This window comes from Streptomyces sp. NBC_01320 (genome assembly GCF_035974375.1).
GTDB classification, from domain to species: Bacteria; Actinomycetota; Actinomycetes; order Streptomycetales; family Streptomycetaceae; genus Streptomyces; species Streptomyces yanii.
Genome location: NZ_CP108390.1, coordinates 66329 through 81653 on the forward strand (window position 1 = coordinate 66329; position 15325 = coordinate 81653).

11 protein-coding genes and 2 pseudogenes are annotated in these 15325 nt (G+C 68.5%); 8 read left to right on the forward strand and 5 right to left on the reverse strand.

Going from position 1 to position 15325, the window contains the following annotated elements:
- The first annotated feature begins 41 nt into the window (after window positions 1-41).
- From OG395_RS00345 to OG395_RS00375, 7 genes and pseudogenes are all read left to right on the forward strand, one after another.
- Complete coding sequence (locus OG395_RS00345; RefSeq protein ID WP_327241099.1) at window positions 42-1178, forward strand: tyrosine-type recombinase/integrase; 1137 nt, start codon at window positions 42-44, stop codon at window positions 1176-1178.
- Window positions 1175-2062 (forward strand): hypothetical protein, encoded by an 888-nt coding sequence (locus OG395_RS00350; protein WP_327241100.1) that lies wholly within the window; start codon window positions 1175-1177, stop codon window positions 2060-2062. Before OG395_RS00345 ends, OG395_RS00350 begins: the two co-directional genes overlap by 4 nt.
- A gap of 55 nt (window positions 2063-2117) precedes the next feature.
- A pseudogene (gene cas6e / locus OG395_RS00355) lies at window positions 2118-2782 on the forward strand (type I-E CRISPR-associated protein Cas6/Cse3/CasE).
- A gap of 1002 nt (window positions 2783-3784) precedes the next feature.
- Entirely contained in the window at window positions 3785-4051 is a 267-nt protein-coding gene (locus tag OG395_RS00360) for a hypothetical protein (RefSeq protein ID WP_327241101.1), read from the forward strand.
- Complete coding sequence (locus OG395_RS00365; protein WP_327241102.1) at window positions 4048-5751, forward strand: Mucin-19; 1704 nt, start codon at window positions 4048-4050, stop codon at window positions 5749-5751. Before OG395_RS00360 ends, OG395_RS00365 begins: the two co-directional genes overlap by 4 nt.
- 52 nt (window positions 5752-5803) lie before the next feature.
- On the forward strand, window positions 5804-6304 hold the full coding sequence (locus tag OG395_RS00370; RefSeq protein WP_327241103.1) for a hypothetical protein: 501 nt from the start codon (window positions 5804-5806) through the stop codon (window positions 6302-6304).
- Window positions 6305-6550: 246 nt separating this feature from the next.
- Window positions 6551-7357 (forward strand): hypothetical protein, encoded by an 807-nt coding sequence (locus OG395_RS00375; protein ID WP_327241104.1) that lies wholly within the window; start codon window positions 6551-6553, stop codon window positions 7355-7357.
- A gap of 625 nt (window positions 7358-7982) precedes the next feature.
- Here the strand turns inward: OG395_RS00375 and ltrA are convergent.
- From ltrA to OG395_RS00390, 3 genes are all read right to left on the reverse strand, one after another.
- On the reverse strand, window positions 7983-9377 hold the full coding sequence (gene ltrA / locus OG395_RS00380) for a group II intron reverse transcriptase/maturase (RefSeq protein WP_327241105.1): 1395 nt from the start codon (window positions 9375-9377) through the stop codon (window positions 7983-7985).
- A 708-nt stretch (window positions 9378-10085) separates the two neighbouring features.
- Window positions 10086-11483 carry an IS1380 family transposase gene (locus OG395_RS00385; RefSeq protein ID WP_327241106.1) on the reverse strand — a complete coding sequence of 466 codons (1398 nt, stop codon included), beginning with the start codon at window positions 11481-11483 and terminating at the stop codon, window positions 10086-10088.
- 217 nt (window positions 11484-11700) lie between these two features.
- The gene (locus tag OG395_RS00390; protein ID WP_327241107.1) at window positions 11701-13092 is read right to left on the reverse strand and encodes a Mucin-2; all 1392 of its coding nucleotides are present in this window, start codon (window positions 13090-13092) and stop codon (window positions 11701-11703) included.
- A 564-nt stretch (window positions 13093-13656) separates the two neighbouring features.
- Here OG395_RS00390 and OG395_RS00395 point away from each other — a divergent pair.
- Window positions 13657-13881 (forward strand): annotated as a pseudogene (locus tag OG395_RS00395) (barstar family protein); the annotation flags it as partial.
- On the opposite strand, the gene OG395_RS00400 reads toward OG395_RS00395, so the two are convergent.
- Entirely contained in the window at window positions 13848-14270 is a 423-nt protein-coding gene (locus OG395_RS00400) for a DUF4277 domain-containing protein (RefSeq protein ID WP_327241108.1), read from the reverse strand. The pseudogene OG395_RS00395 and the gene OG395_RS00400 overlap by 34 nt on opposite strands.
- 94 nt (window positions 14271-14364) lie before the next feature.
- On the reverse strand, window positions 14365-14871 hold the full coding sequence (locus tag OG395_RS00405; RefSeq protein WP_327241109.1) for a zeta toxin family protein: 507 nt from the start codon (window positions 14869-14871) through the stop codon (window positions 14365-14367).
- Window positions 14872-15325: the final 454 nt, after the last annotated feature.

Sequence of the window (15325 nt, forward strand, 5' to 3'; positions counted from 1 at the left end):
GCTTCGTTGGGTCATCCGAGTGCAGGCTCGGGGAGGCCGGTGTGCGGGTGGTCAAGGAACGCGATGGCGGTGTCGTTCGGCGAGTGCGGTTGGTCGACGGCGACGGTGAGTTGGTCGCGGCGGCCTGCCGGTTCCTGGATCATCTGGTCGACCGGGGTTTCTCGCCGCACACGATCTGTGCGTACGCGTACGACCTGCGGCGCCTGTTCACCTTCCTCGCTGCTGAGGGCATGGACTGGCGCGAGTTCCGGAGCCCGGATGCCTTGCGGCTGCTGGCGTCCCTGCGGCGGGCACCGTCGCGGCGGCCGGCCCAGCGACTGGGCCTGACGGTGGTGGTCGGCGGCCCGGAAGCGCCGGGCAGTCTGCTCGCGCCGGCGACGGTGAACCGGATCTTGGCGGCGGTCTCCAGTTTCTACGACTGGGCGGTGGTCGCCGAGGAGTACGACGGCGACTCCCCGATGCAAAAGCGCCTTGACCCGGCACTTGCCCGGGTGCCGGACCGGCATCAGCCGTTCATGGGCCGCGCGAGCCGTCAGCAGCCGATGCGCCGCACGGTGACGGTCAAGCAGCCGCGGCGACTGCCGCGTCCGGTGGACGAGGCGGTGCTGGAGCAGTTCATCGGCAGTCTGAAGCGGCTGCGGGATCTGGCGGTGTTCCTGCTGATGCTGGACGGCGGGCTGCGGCCGGGCGAAGTGCTGTCGCTGCACCTGGACGACATCTCCTACGGCCGCCGCCGGGTGACGGTCCGCAAGCGCGACGACCACCCGCGCGGGGTCCGCGGCAAGTCCCGCACCGAACGGGTCGTGGACCTGCACGAGCCTCGCACCCTGGACGCGGTCAGCCGCTACGTGATGCACGAGCGCCCGCTCGACGCGACCAGCCCGTTCGTGTTCCTGGTCGGAGGGAAGGGCACCCGCCGCCTGGAGCCGCTGGGCTACGACGCGGTGGTGCGACTGTTCGCGCGGCGGCTGGACAAGCTCGGCCTGCGCACGCCGGAGACCACGCCGCACGCGCTGCGGCACACTCACGCCACGGCGATGTGGGAAGGCGGGATGCGGGAGCTGTCGCTGCAAAAGCGATTGGGACACGCGTCGCCAGAGTCAACCAAGGTTTACACCCGGGTCTCCGACGAGGCCGTGCTGGCCGACTACACCCGCGCGCTGGAGAGCAACCGGTGACCGCGCTCGCCCTGGCGCCCGTTCTGGAACCGGACCGCCGCCGGTGCCACGCACCAAGGGAGGAGTATTTCGGCTGGGTCCGGGCAACGTTCGCCGATGCTCCGGCGTCGATCAAGTCCCGTCGCTACTTCTACAACCGTTTCCTCAAGCACTGGCCGGACTTGGAGGACTGGTTCGCCGAGCCGTTGCTGGTCCGCCTGGACCTGCACGGACGCGATCCGCACGAGCCCGGCAAACGCATCGGGCCGTCCCATGAGGCAGGCCCATATCTCGCCTACCTCTCGCTGGTGCACGGCCTCCGGCTGGACGCCGACTACGTCCTCAGCCGGAACTTCGACAGCCTGTTCGTCCCCAAGGTCGCCGCTGGCCTCGGGCTGGACCTGGATCTGCTCGATTCGCTCTCGGCCCGCATGCTTCAGCTCGGCTATGCGCCTGTCAGTGGCCGGTCCGTCCTCACCTGGGCCTTCACCCGCCTTCTGCTGATGCGCGGTGATCCCGATCTGCGCGGGATCCGGCTCGACGACCTCATTGCGCTCGCCGAAGAGATCAAGCGCTACTGCGCCCGGCCGGAGGCCGGGTTCGTGCGGGCCAGCCATGTCTCCAACGCACGCCGCCGCATGCCCATGGACCAGCTCGCCGAGATCTACCAGAAGGCGTGTCTGACCAGGCTTCACGGGGTCCATGTGCTGCTGTTCAACATCAGGCAGGTGCCCGAGCCGCCGTTCCACGGCCTGAAGACCGCCGAACTGTGGCGGACAGAGCTCACCCCTCCCGAGACACCACCAGCGCTCGCCGCTCCGGTGTCGCGCTGGTTGTCGGGACGGTTGCAGACCAGCGACCGCGCGGAGTCGGTCAGTTCGCAGGCCTGGGAGTCGAACAACTGACGGCCCTGGGCAGCTACCTCGGCACACACCTCACCGCCACCGAAGGGAGTCGTCAGTGACCATCTGGCTCACCCGCCTCGTCCCCGACGCTCCCGCGAGGCCCGCCGCGACCTGGGCGGCGCGGTCGGCATACACCGACGCCTCATGTCCCTGTTCCCCTCGGACGCCGGTCCCGACCCCCGCGCCCGGTTCGGGGTCCTCTTCCGCGTAGAGGACACCCCCGCCGGACCGCACGTACTCATCCAGTCCCTGCACGAGCCCGACCTCACCCAACTTCCTGAGGGTTACGGCACCAGCGTCGCCCGGCCCCTCGACGCACTCCTGGACGCGATCCGCCCCGGACTGACCGTGCGCTACCGGTGCGTGGCCAGCGCCGTCCGTAAACCCGGCGCCACCACCCGTGCCCTGTACAACCCCCCCAGCGTAGTCCCCCTCAGCGGCACCCCCGCCAACGAATGGTGGTTCCGCCAAGCCGACGCCGCAGGTCTCAAGTCACTCACTCTCAACTCCCACCCCCTGGACGCCGCCCAAGGACAACGTCGGGGCAGCAACGCCGCCGAAGCACCGCAGCGCATCCGCCACGCCCGCACACAGTTCGACGGCACCGCGGCAATCGTTGATCCCGACCTGCTCCGCACAAAAATCACCGAGGGCATCGGACGAGGCAAGGCCTACGGCTGCGGACTGCTCAGCATCGCCCCCGCCAGGCATCCCCGATGAAGCCCCCCACAACGCCGAAACGCCCACGCATCCCCGCCCCTGCCCGGCGCAAGCTCGCTGCACCGCAGATCAGCAAGTCCTCTCCGCGCGAGCGGAGGTGAGCCGCGGCTCAAGGCCCGCATCGTCACCGTCGACCCGTCCTCTCTGCGCGAGCGGAGGTGAGTCGAACTGGCTGACCAGGGAAGGATTGCGGCCAAAATCCTCTCCGCGAGAGCGGAGTGAGCCGATCGAGCGGCCGCAGGAGGTGGAGCGTTTCTAGCGCTCTCCGCGCGCGAGCGGAGGTGAGCCGGTTCGTAGCACACAGCAGCAGCTCGGCGCACAGTCCTCTCCGCGCGAGCGGAGGTGAGCCGCACTTGAGGAGAGTGGCCTGACGCGGGTAGAGGTCTTCTCCGCGCGAGCAGAGGTGAGCCGTGGTTGTGGATTCGGTGGCGGCCCTTGTTGTGGTCCTCTCCGCGCGAGCGGAGAGGAGCCGCGGGAATTGGGGAGTCGGCCCCTCAGACCCCCGTCCTCTCCGCGCGAGCGGAAGTGAGCCGTTCACCCTGGCCGGGGAGAACGGACTGAGGTGTCCTCTCCGCGCGAGCGGAGGTGAGCCGCAGATCGGGTTTCCGTTCGAGTGGATCGCGCTGTCTTCTCCGCGCGAGCGGAGGTGAGCCGGACGGCGACGACTTCGACCTCCTGCCCTACCAGTCCTCTCCGCGCGAGCGGAGGTGAGCCGTACCTCCCGTACGCGCGCATTGGTCAGTCCTTGTCTTCTCCGCGCGAGCGGAGGTGACCCTCCCACCGACCCAAACCTAGGCCTGGCCGTCACCGACTACCTCCAGATGCGTCACAGCCGTTCGTCGGCACGAGAGCGATGCATATTATTGACATGCATTTTGAAGTAATGCATTCTTGTGGATCGTGTGCGGTGGTCGTCGAGGCAAGGGCGGGTGCCTTCTTGTCGCATCCCTGCCTGCCGCGACCACCGCTGCCGACTGGTACCGAAACCAAGTGGGAGCCCGCATGTCGCCTCGCCCTTCTGAAGACGTACGTACGCAGCTGAAGGAGGAGGTGGCGGCGGCCATGAAGAAGCGCGCCAACCAATCAGCGGAGGCTGAGCGCCTCAAGGAGGCGGCCGAGGCGGAGTTCTGGAGGTCCATCGACGGACTGCGGCAGCGCTACTACGGGGCCCAGACCGACATTGCGGAGGCTACGAAGTACACCCGCGATCACATTCTCAAGCAGGTCAAGCGGTACACCTCGGACGCCGAGGGTGGAGGGACGCAGTGATCAGCGCCAAGGGATACCAGGACGGGCTGGCTGAACTTCGCGAGGTGCGGGACGCGATGAAGCCGCTGGAGCGGCAGCTTGCGAAGATTCAAACCGAGCTCGGCAAGCTGCGCGCTCAGCGGGACGAGAAGGTCCGCGTGCTGGGTACGTATGAGAAGGCGAAGGCGGACCGGTTGGCGACGTCCGCCGGGGTTTCCGTGATCGACGTGGTTGCCCTTGCGCCGTCTCTGGGCCCCCAGGAGACTGCCAGAGGGCCTGAAGAGCCGTCACCGACCGATGATTCCATCACCAAAAGTCGCGCGGAGGCGCACGCTCCTGCTCAGGCGATCAAGGAGCGGGAGGGTGCGGTGACGCCCAACCTCCGCACTTCGATGCAGCCGGAGACCGCTGCCGACCTGGCCGAGCCGTCGCAGCCGCTAGCCGAGGACGAGTACCAGGAGCAGCGGGTCGGCGAGAACCTCCCCGCTGACCTAGCGGTCCCGTCCCCCAACTCTGCCGCGGCGCCCGTCGCACAGCCGGCGCAAGGCGAGGTACAGGAAAGGACGCTGCCGTCGATTCCCGAGGGGGCGGTGGGCGATCGCTGGTTCCGGGCCGAGCCGAACTTGGCGTCGACCCGGCCCAACTTCAAGCAGGCCACGCGGCAGATGGCGTTCTTGGATACCGCGACCGGCACGTTGGTCTGGCAGGGCGGGACGGTCACCGTGGACCTGGGTCGCGCGAGCGTCGCGGAGATCCTCACCGCGGTGTACGCCATAGTCCCGGCGGATGTGGAGCGCATCTACGTCACGGCCGGCGACCCGTGGCACCGGGACGCCGCGCGTCATCAGTTCCTGAAGGACGCGGTCGCCGACTGGCTGAACGGGCCGCTGCCGGGGGGCTGGCAGGTCGAGTCCTCGCGTGGCAAGGACCGGCAGGCCGGCCACCTGGTCCACCCGCGCAACCCGGTGGGCCGCTGGCAGCGCGGCACGGACCAGCACACCGAAATCCGGTCCGTAGGCGAGTGGTTCGACGCGGCCGGTGCCGACCCGGCAACCGTCCGCGAGGCCTTTGTGCTGCTGTGGAAGGCGCTGCGCCGGCACTGGGACGATGTCGTGCTGATGGGCTCCCCGTCGCAGACGGGCCGGGACCTGTGGTCACGGACCATCCCCACGAAGGCTGGCGCCCGCTGGGCAGACGGTTTCCCTGTCATGAGTCAGGAGATCCGTGGTCTGCTGCACGCCACCGCAGGTCAGGGCCGCACCGAGCTGATCGCTCCGCCGCGCGTACCGGAGCGGGTGCCTGCCTGGTACGAGGTCGACCGCACCTTCGCCTACGCCAAGCACACCTGGTCCTCTGGTGTCGGGGTGCCGCAGCGCGTCACAGCGTCCGCATTCGCGGCCATGAGCGAGAAGGAGCAGGCGGACGCATTGTTCGCCCCCTCGCACTGGCAGGTGCGGGTGACCATCCCGAAGGCCTGGAACCACGTGGGCCTGCTGCCCGCACCCGCGCCGGGCGAGCGGGCCTGGCACTACCCGTACGAGGGCGGCCGAACTTTCGTCACCTGGGCGGGCGGCGCCGAGGTCAACCTGGCGCTCCGTAATCCGCTGCAGCCGTGGCGGATTGAGATTCTGGACGGCCTGGTCTGGGAGAAGGGTGACCCGCTCAAGGGCTGGTCGAACAAGCTGAAGGACGCGTGGGCAGGCGCTGCGGGCGCAGGCTGAACTTCACGGTGATGAGCGGCAGCGCCAGGCCGCGCGGCTGGCCTCGCGCGCCGTGCGTTCGATCCTGCTGTACGGCATCGGTACGTTTGCGCAGCGGCCGCGCATCACCACGGGGTCGGAGAAGCTCGGCACCGGCGGTGAGGTCCCGGAGATTCCGGACGGCGCGCGGCTGACCGGCATCTCGGACACGCATGTCACCTGGGAGCGCAACGCGGGCTTCGCTCGGGACCCGTACGCGCATCCGGAGTGGGCGGCCGGCGTGTGGTCGGCGGCCCGGGCCGCGCTGCTGTCGACCAGCACCGGCACCAAAGACCCGGAGACGGGCAAGCCGGTCAAGGCCGGTGCGCTGCACCTGCCCGCCGGGTCCACCCTCGCCTTCCGTACGGACGCCATTTACAGCACCGTCTGCCCCGAGTGGCCGTACCAGGGCCAACCCGGCGACTACTTACTGAAGGGCGCAATGGCCTGGGAGCAGATGACCCCCACCGCCGATGAGGAGTTCTACGTCCTGCAGGATCTGGGCCGCCAAGCGTTGAAGGCTGAAGACCAGTGAGCGCAGAAGTGGCATGGGGCGGAACGTGGGGGCACGCGGCATGCGGCGCGTCCGGGGATGCCCTGTGGGACGACGAGGACACTGCCTCGTCTGATCACGACTGTGTTGGCGAGGGTGCGGTCACCTGGAGTGCCGAGTGGCACTGCCAGGGCTGCGGCGCGCCTCGGGCAACGACCAGTTCGACGACGACACCACGGCGTACTCCGATCACGAGTGCGCCAGTGACAAGGACCAGGAGATGGCCGCATGACGCCGCGCAAGAGGCAAGCGACTGGCGGCCGCCGCGCCCAGCGCAACGAGGCTGCGAGGCTCACCGACGAGCTGCTGGTCGCCGGGTTCAACAAGAAGCAGGTCGGCGAGATTATCGGCCGCAACCCTTCCCTGGTCAGCCAGTTCGCCGCGAAGAACAAGGGCGCCAGCTTCGTTGAGGCGCTGCGAGCCGTGGTGCAGGAAGTGCAGGCCGGCGGGCCACGCGATATCGCCAGCCTCAAAGCCCTGGCCGCCGGCTACATCCAGCCGCGCTTGAACCGAGAGGGCAACAGAGCGCGGGTGCGACGCAAGGACAAAGGGCGTGCCGAAAAGGTTGTGAAGGACCAGCGCGGCAAGCCGGTGATCGGGAAGGACGGCAAGCCGGTCAAGGCCTGGTCGTCATCGCTAGCCAAAGCAGGCAAGCAGCACATCGCGTCCGGCGCCTCCCGACTGCGGCCGATCGTCGACGAGGCCGCTGCGAACCGAGGGAAGATCGCGTTCACCGTACGGGCCAGGAAGGGTGCGTTCACCCATGACGCCGGCAGGATGGCCGACTCCCCCGGCGTGCGGCGCAACATCGTCCAGCGCCGCGACGGCACCGAGGAACGCGCCTACGCCGACAACACCGGCGGCCCCGGCTCCGGCGAGCAGGGCTTCGACGCCGTCCAGTTCAAGGCCATGGTCGATGCTGCGAGCGGCGACGTCGCCGCCGCGGTCCGCAACTGGCTTGTCATGACCGGCCGCCTCGCCCCCGACGCACCCATCGTCGGCCTGGAGATCCGAGCCTGGCAACCACAAGACTGATATTCGGCGGCAAGCAGCGCGGCGCCCTTGTGCGGCCGTGCGCCGTGAGTACAACGGGCGCGGGCTGGACGAGTGTCGTGTTTTCTGGTTCTTTGACGGGGGCAGGGCGAGGTCTAGGTACTTGTTGAGGGCCGTGCTGTCGAGCTTTCCGTCGAGCGACAGCGCGAGCGCGGTGCGCAGGGTGTACGCAGCGACGAGGCGGGGGCTGTTAAGGCGTTTCTCGGCCTCGCGGAGGATGTCGCTGATGGTCTGCCGCACGTAGATCGGGGCGGCATCGGATCACGGGCTGGAGAAACGAGATGGACTAGACCCCGATTCTTTTACGGGCGATGCTGTGTTCAGTAGGGGCTGCCCATGTGTCTTGACTGGCCTCGCTGCTGGTGTCCTCACGGCTGTCGCAGTGCCAGCCGTCGTCTCGTCCACGGCCCGAGGTGGCGGGGCAGGTGGTCCGTGAAGGTTGGCGCATACCTCCCCGGCTTCAGGCCGTCAGCGAAGTCATGCGGTGGCACGGTAAGGGCGCTTAGTAGGGTCGGGGACTGGCGCGGTGGCCTGTGAGGCTCCGTTTCCAGCCCCCGCCCGTCAAACCGTGCATGCGCTTCTCGCGCACACGGCTTACCGACATCGTTCACCGGCTGGCATGCACCGCCACCCTGCGCACGTTTCCAGACAGGCGAAAGGCTCCGAGCCTGGCGAACCACGCGCCGTCGTGGCGCTTGCCCCACTTTCTGCCCGGGATGCCGCGCTTGCGATTGTCGAAGATCGCGAGACGCTCGTGGACGTAGCTGTCGATCGTGGAGAACTTCCCTGCGGAATTGCCGTTGCGGAAGTACGCCGCCCAGCCTCGCAGGACCGGGTTCAAGTCGGCGACCACGGCCGACAGCGACCGTCCCACGTGACGACGGTCGGTCGCCGCCCGGATCTTGTCCCGCAGCACCCCCATCGCCCGCTGAGACGGCCATCGTTGCAGGTAGAACCTGCCACGGCGGCGCCACGATTCCACCTTCCGGTGATGGAAGCCGAGGAAATCGAAACCCTGCCCACCCCTGGCGAGATGGACGATGCCGGTCTTCTCCGGATGCAGCTGCAACCCGAGGCCGACCAGTACCGCCCCGGCCAGTTCCCGCGCCTGCACGGCACGTTCCCTGGTCGGGCACAGAATCACGAAGTCGTCGCAATACCTCACCAACACCCCGTACCGGTGCCCGCCTCGCTGCCATGCCACGTCCAGAACGTGCAGAGCAATATTGGCGAGCAACGGTGAGATCGGTGAGCCCTGTGGGGTCCCTGCTCCTGGTGAGCCGGTCGCCCCGTCCTCCAGAACCCCCGCCCGGAGCCACATCCGGATCAGCTTCAGCATCGGGCCGTCCACGACGCGCCGGGCCACCTGGGCCACGAGGGCGTCATGCCGAATCGATCCGAAACAGTCACGGATGTCGGCCTCAAGCACCCACTCCCGGCCCCGGTTCGCCTCCACGCGCACGCTCTCGCACGCGTCGATCGCGGACCGCTTGGGCCGGAACCCATAGCTGACCGGCAGGAAGTCCGCTTCGAAGACCGGTTCGAGAACCAGTTTCGCGGCGGTCATCACCACCCGGTCAGCCACAGTGGGGATCGAAAGCGGCCGGAACTCTCCCGGCCGCCCCGGCTTGGGGATCAGGACCCGCCGCAGCGGTGACGGGCGATACGTATACGCCCGCAGTTGCTGCGACAAGTCGCGGAGGAACTCCTCCACCCCGGCGGCGGCCACGGCATCGACGGTCAACCCGTCCACGCCGGGAGCGCCCCGGTTCGCACACACGCCGGACCAGGCCCGCCACAAGACGTCCCTGCGGGAGACATGGCCGTACAAGGCATGGAACCGACGTTCAGGATCTTGCTTGGCACAGCGGTAGAGCGTCCACTGCAAGGCACGGACCTTGTCCAAAGGCCGGCCATCCAGTCGTGCGACGCCTTCCTCCCGGCGGGCGGAACTAGCCAATCCGGCACTCACCCGAGCCTCCTCCTCACACGCGACACGCATCGATGAAGCAGGGGCCCTTCGCTCCTGACGGGTTATGTTGTCCCGCCGATCGGCACTACTACGACCCCCTCCGACTGCCTCTCGGCAGCCCGCCACTTCCCGGCTCCACCGGTTATAGGCAGGCCCTGCTTCCCGGGCCGCAGACCCGGGGCCGAGTAGGCCCTCTCCAGTTCCCAGGACAACCTTCCGACCGTTCCACGCCCCTTACGCCGGGAGGTTCTTCGACGCCCGCTCCAGATTCCCAGGCGTCTTCCCTGGCCTTCGCCCTCTAAGGCACGGGCTCGGCTCCTCCTTGGCCCCGCTCACGCGGGTCGGTGCTGACGACGCTGCAGGCTTCACTTGATGTTGCGGACCGGCCAGTTGCGCACCCCCAAGGGGTGATCGTCGCTCCACTTCGACGCCAGCCTCTCGACCGACGCCGGGAGCCCCGCTACCGAGGACTCTGGCGTCTCCTCGGACCGGACTTGCACCGGCTGGCTGCCCTGAACTTGTCGCCCGAATTACATCGAACCTCCTTCGCGTCCGACGTTTCGGACTGCTGGACGTACGCCTGAATCCACCGCCTTGGATTGAAAAGGATCTTCTAACGGTTTTCTGAGCTGGTGCCGGGTCGGTGCTCGGTTTGGGGCAGGTGGTATCTGCTGGTCTGCCCAGCTTTTCCACGGGTTCGGTTCCGGTCGGGCCTTGAGGGCGGGGTGGACAGGGGTGTCAGATCAGTCCCGGTGGGCCCTGCGTGATGGCGAACATATGCGTCCAGGCTTGCTGCCAGGGCCAGTTGTGGGGCAGGTGCAGGGTGATGCGCCGTGCTGAGCGGGCGATCCGGGCCGGGACGTGGACCAGGTGGGCCCGGAGTGTGGCGGTGGTCGCCTTGGCGTGGAAGGCCGAGGTGTGTGCTCCGACGGCCCGCAGCAGGTTGTAGGCCATCGCCCACAAGATGAGCCAGGCCGAGTTGGCGTGGAAGTGCCCGGAGGGCAGGTGGGCCAGAGCTCCGGCTTTGCTGTCCGCGATGACCTGTTCCACCACCGCGTGGTGGCGGTGTTCTCGTTCGGCCTGGAGTGTCCCGGCGGGGTTGTCGGTGAAGAAGGGGTGGTAGCGCCAGACGGGAAACAGCTCGCCCTGTTCTCCCACGACGGCGGGTTTGGCCAGGTCACGGACCCGGCGCACGATCAGCCGGGCCGTGACGCGCTCACTCTTGTTGCGGCTGGCGAACGCGGTGTATGCGGGTATCTCGGCGACCTCGGCGTCCGAGATGAGATCACCGGTGTCTGGATCTTCCACCGCGTTCGGGTAACTGATCTTCTGCCATGCCTGGTTGGGGATGCTGAGGACGGCCCGTTTGATGGACGGGTTCATGCCGGTGGTGATGGAGAAGCGGGCTCCGGCCCGGCGGCAGGCTGCGATCACACCGGCGTTGTAGAACTGTGAGTCCGCCCGCAGGATCCGCATGCCGGTGCAGCCCGCCTCGGCGGCGGTGGCCAGGGCCTCGCTCACGAATTTCGGGGCGCCTCGGGAGTCTGCTGCCTTGCCGCGTCGCATCCGGACCGCGGCGATCACCGGCCGGGAGTGCGGGGTGCAGATCGTGGCGAGCAACGGGTGCAGAGTGCGGATGCCCTTGAACCGGCCGTACTCCGCGCCCTGCTTGGCCCGCCCGTAAACCCGTTTATGAGTGGAGTCGACGTCGATGAACGCCGTCACACCGGCGCCCGGCAGCAGTGGCGTGTGTGCGGCCAGCGCGCCGAGGAACCTGCGGTGCACGGCGTGGAGTTGGAGAGCATGACCGTGGGTGAACGCGCGCAGGAACGTGCCCAGCGTGGACGGGGCCCGGATACCGTCGAACACGGCCGGCATCGCACCGTGCCGCAGCAGGTGAAGGTCGTCGATGCTGTCCGCGCCCGCGGCCATACCGCCCACGATGCTGGTGACCTTGGCGTCCGCCGCCGCACCCGCGCCGTTGCCCGCCCCGGGCAGCTTCACCTTCTCGGCCACCAGGCGCGAAAGACCGCACCGCTCGGCCAGCCGCATCACCGGGACCAGCCCCGCATACGCGATCAGATTCCGGTCATCGAACGCAGCGGAGACCGCCGCCGGGGTGTGAGAAACTTTCATCTACGAGGTGCCTTGCTGATAGCGCGTGATGGTGGTGTGGTAACTCCCATCTTCGCAGGTCAGCAGGCACCTCTCTTCATTTCTCTATCCACAGGACCCGGGACAGCCGGTGGATCCAGGCTTAGGGGATGTCCGGTCGATCATGGCCTTCGTATCTGGGGCCCGCTCGGACGAGCCGTAGGGGAGCGGCGCAGGGCCGGGCGGTTCTGCTCGGCGGTCAGGCGGGAACGTCGGCCCGGTCTAGGACAGCGGCGATCTCGTCCTCGGGGAGCGCCGGGTTGGAACCCGCGCTGGAGGCCAGTTCAGGGACATGAAGCGCCTCGCGGAGCCGGTGGAGCGGGAGGCGCGGGTCGCCGACCGCCGCCTGGCGTGTCCAGACCGCAGGGTCATGGCTGAGCCGTTCGATCAGCGTGGGTGTGGCGGCCGGGTCCCGGACGGCCAGCCGACGGTAGTTGCCGTCCGGGTGGTCCGCGTAGCGCGCGGCGAGACCCTCGCGGGGAAAGCGGGGGTGCGTCTCCGCCATCCAGGCGGAGAACGTGCCACCGAGCCGCGCGTACACACGCATCAGGGCCTCCTCCGGGGTGTCGGGGTGGTACATGCCCAAGAGGTCTTCCACCAGCGGGTCCTCGGTGCGTGCGAGCAGGCGCATGAGGTCGGGCGGCAGGTGGGGGCTCTGGGCGGCGGTGCGCCGGAGCAGCGGGTGGGCGGAGGACGCGGCCCTGCGCAGCACCTCGGGGTCGGCGAGCCCGTCCCGTACCCACTCCACGTCCCCCCTGTCGAAGGCCTCCACTGTGAAGTCGATCGACATGCGTCGTGTCTCGTCCAGTTCCGGTCTCAGGGAGACCGCGAGCCGTACGGCCTCGTCGGGGTCGACGGCGAGCCGCTCCACGAGGTCGGTGGGCAGCGACGGGTTCTCGGCGAGGGCGGCCAGGTGCGTCCGCTCGGCGACGCACCGTTCGGCGTCGGCGCGGTGGAGGAGCCCACGGCGCATCACCTCGGCGGCGGACTTCGGATCGTGGAGGAGTTCGGCGGTGATGCGTGCGTCCCGTCGGCACTCCCTCAGCGCGGCGGTCCGTCGCACCTCGGGGGCGGGGTCGGCAAGCAGCGCCGACCGCTCGCCCGGCGGCAGCTTCTCCCATGCGCGCGCCGCGCTCCGGCGCGCTGCCGGTTCGCGGTGCGTGGCCAGCGAGGCCACGAACGACGGCACCAGATGGGGCGAGTCCAGCAGGGCCATCCGTACGGAAAGGTCGGGGTCGTCGAGCAGGCGGGCGCACACGTCGTCCGGCAGCGGCGCGACCGTCGTACGCGGGTCGCGCCACTCGGGTCCGTACGCGAGAGCGGCCCGCACCTTGGGAGAAGGGTCGTCCGCGAGCCGGGCCCGCTGCGCGGGCTCGGCCCTGGTGCTCATCGCGAAGTCGATCCGAGCGCCAGGGTTCGGGTGAGCCAGGATCACCGCGATGGCTGGCTCGGGAAGTCCAGCCCGCTGGAGGGCGTGACGGGGCGGGCCGTCACCGCCGCCGTCGAAGGCGAGCAAGCGCAGCAGCAACGGTGTCGGCAGCGCCGGGTTGCGGGCGACTCCGTCCAGCGCGGACGCGTGGAACGCGACCATGATTCCCCTACCCCTGTGTCTCCGTCGGCTGGTCCGCGACCATGATCCCCCTACGCCCGTCAGGCCGTCTGGCGGTCGGGCCGTCCTGTCGGCTGGCTGAACTCCGCTGAACGGCCTCTTTGTAGGCTCCTCAGCTCAGGAGGTGCTGTGGAGATGGTGGACCGCGCTGGGGAAGGGTTTGAGTACGCCCTGACCAGCGACGAGGATGAGAGCGACTTCTGGGGCTTCGCGCAGGAGGCCAGCGGTTTGTTCAACGGGAGTGAGGACGGTCTTCGTCAGGTCGAACTTCTGGGATGCTCGCCGCGAGGAGCGCTGCTGACCTCCCTGGTTCATCTCGGCGGGCGCCGCGCATATGCAGGGAGCGCGCATCTGGCCCTTCTCGACGCCGAAGGCAGTGAGATGGGTTCCTACTTCGTAGGCAACGTCACCGCAACCGCCGCCAAGCCTTCCCTTCGTGAGGAGGGCCTTTTCGACATCACTGTGCGTCTGTGGTGTGACCAGCTCCTCCCCGGCTCGGCATGGGTGTGGGAATTGCTTCGAACGGGACAACTGAATCGGAAGGGCATGTGGCACTCCCTCCCTCCGGAAGACCGGAAAGCCTGGTTGTCCGTAGCGCTGTGGTCGCGGCAGTACCAGCGCCGCGACCAACCCGAGGACACCGCGCCAGGGGAGGTGTTCATCTTGGACGGCCAGCAGGTCGTTGATGCCGATAGCTTCTACTGCGCGCTGGGTGAGGCCATCAACGGTCCCGGTGGCTACTTCGGGTGGAACCTCTCCGCCGTGGACGACTGTCTCGGCGGACGCTTTGGTGCCGCGCCTCCGTTCACCCTGGAGTGGCAGAGCTCAGACATCGCGCCGGTGATCTCCTCCAGATTCGGCGCGATCGCGTCCAGCGCACGGACGAGCCGATCATCGTTGAGCAGCCCAGGCTCTACGCCGAAGACTTCCTCCACGGCCCACTTCCGTGCCCAGTCCTCCACCCGGACCATCGACGTGGGCGAGGACAGACGGTTGGCGACCAGCACCTCGATGACCTGCCCGTGGGTCAGATGCGCCACGTCCCGCACCGGGCACAGTTCGTCGATGATCCCGGCCACGTCCAGCCGGCGCAGAAACTCGGCAGAGGCAGGCAGAGCGCCCAGACGCCTCTCCACCACAGAGGTCAACTCCACCGCCATGCGGGGACGCTGGACCCGGGAACGACGTGTACGAGATATCGGCACATCCCACTCAACGAACCACACCCGTCCAGGTACCGGCCACATGACCGGATCATCCGATCCGGTCATGTGCGGAGGATGGGGCTAGTGTCCGCAGCATCCCCTCCGTGCACGCGTCCTGGTTCTCCCACGACACGTACCGGAAGCCGCCGACGAGGTAACGGTCCAGGACCCCCAGCTGGGCCAACGCCTCGGCCGTCGCGACCACCACCACCTCGATGCGGTGACCGGACCGCCGGTACGCGGCCGACACCGCACGGAGCTCGTCCTCGTCGGCGAGGGCGGACTCGACCACTGCGTCGAACCCATGCGCCCGGACGTGCTCCTCGACCGCGGCCTGCCAACGGCTCGTGTCCGGACGGACCTTCGCACCGGCGGTGCGGACGTCGGCGTCCAGAAGCGCGGCGTACTGGCGGTGCGCGGGCTTGTAGAGATCGCGGCCGATGCGTACGGCGCCTCCCCGGTGGTCCAGGGCGGCCTGGACCAAGTTTGCGACCCCGGTCTTCCCGGCTCCGGGCGGGCCGCCGACGATGACGACGAGCGGCCGGTCCTGGCTCACGGCACCCTGCGACGGGGCGCTGCGGCGCGCACGGCGTCGATGCGACATCGTCGAGACCGCCCGTAAGGGCGCAGAGGAGCGATCATGAGTGGGTTCGTTGCGGTGAGCGAGTGGGATGCACACTATGCAGCCGGCCGTAATTTCCGTCCCGTGATGAGCGAGGAGCAGGCGGTATTTGAACGCCATGTCGGTTCGGGGGACGGACTCTCCGCTCTGGACGTCGGCTGCGGCAGCGGTTGTTTCGGCAAAGACCGTGTCCCGCGCAGGTCGTGTCGCTTTACGCGGAGGCTGAGCCTCGGCGTTGTGTCGCGTTGCGACGAGCCATCGTGTTCCTTTCCGGAGACCCCGTTGTGACGGAGATCACGGGACGCAATCTGCTCGAACCTGACTATACGTGGGTCGCTCTGCCGCCAGGGGCGTTTCAAAGTCCCGATGATCAGGTGAGTCTGCAGGT

Bases quoted from the DNA above. Each gene is read 5' to 3' on its own strand.
- OG395_RS00360 (WP_327241101.1), top strand. From the start codon at position 3,785: ATGTCGCCTCGCCCTTCTGAAGACGTACGTACGCAGCTGAAGGAGGAG.
- OG395_RS00375 (WP_327241104.1), top strand. From the start codon at position 6,551: ATGACGCCGCGCAAGAGGCAAGCGACTGGCGGCCGCCGCGCCCAGCGC.
- ltrA (WP_327241105.1), bottom strand. From the start codon at position 9,377: ATGCGTGTCGCGTGTGAGGAGGAGGCTCGGGTGAGTGCCGGATTGGCT.
- OG395_RS00385 (WP_327241106.1), bottom strand. From the start codon at position 11,483: ATGAAAGTTTCTCACACCCCGGCGGCGGTCTCCGCTGCGTTCGATGAC.
- OG395_RS00390 (WP_327241107.1), bottom strand. From the start codon at position 13,092: ATGGTCGCGTTCCACGCGTCCGCGCTGGACGGAGTCGCCCGCAACCCG.
- OG395_RS00400 (WP_327241108.1), bottom strand. From the start codon at position 14,270: ATGGCGGTGGAGTTGACCTCTGTGGTGGAGAGGCGTCTGGGCGCTCTG.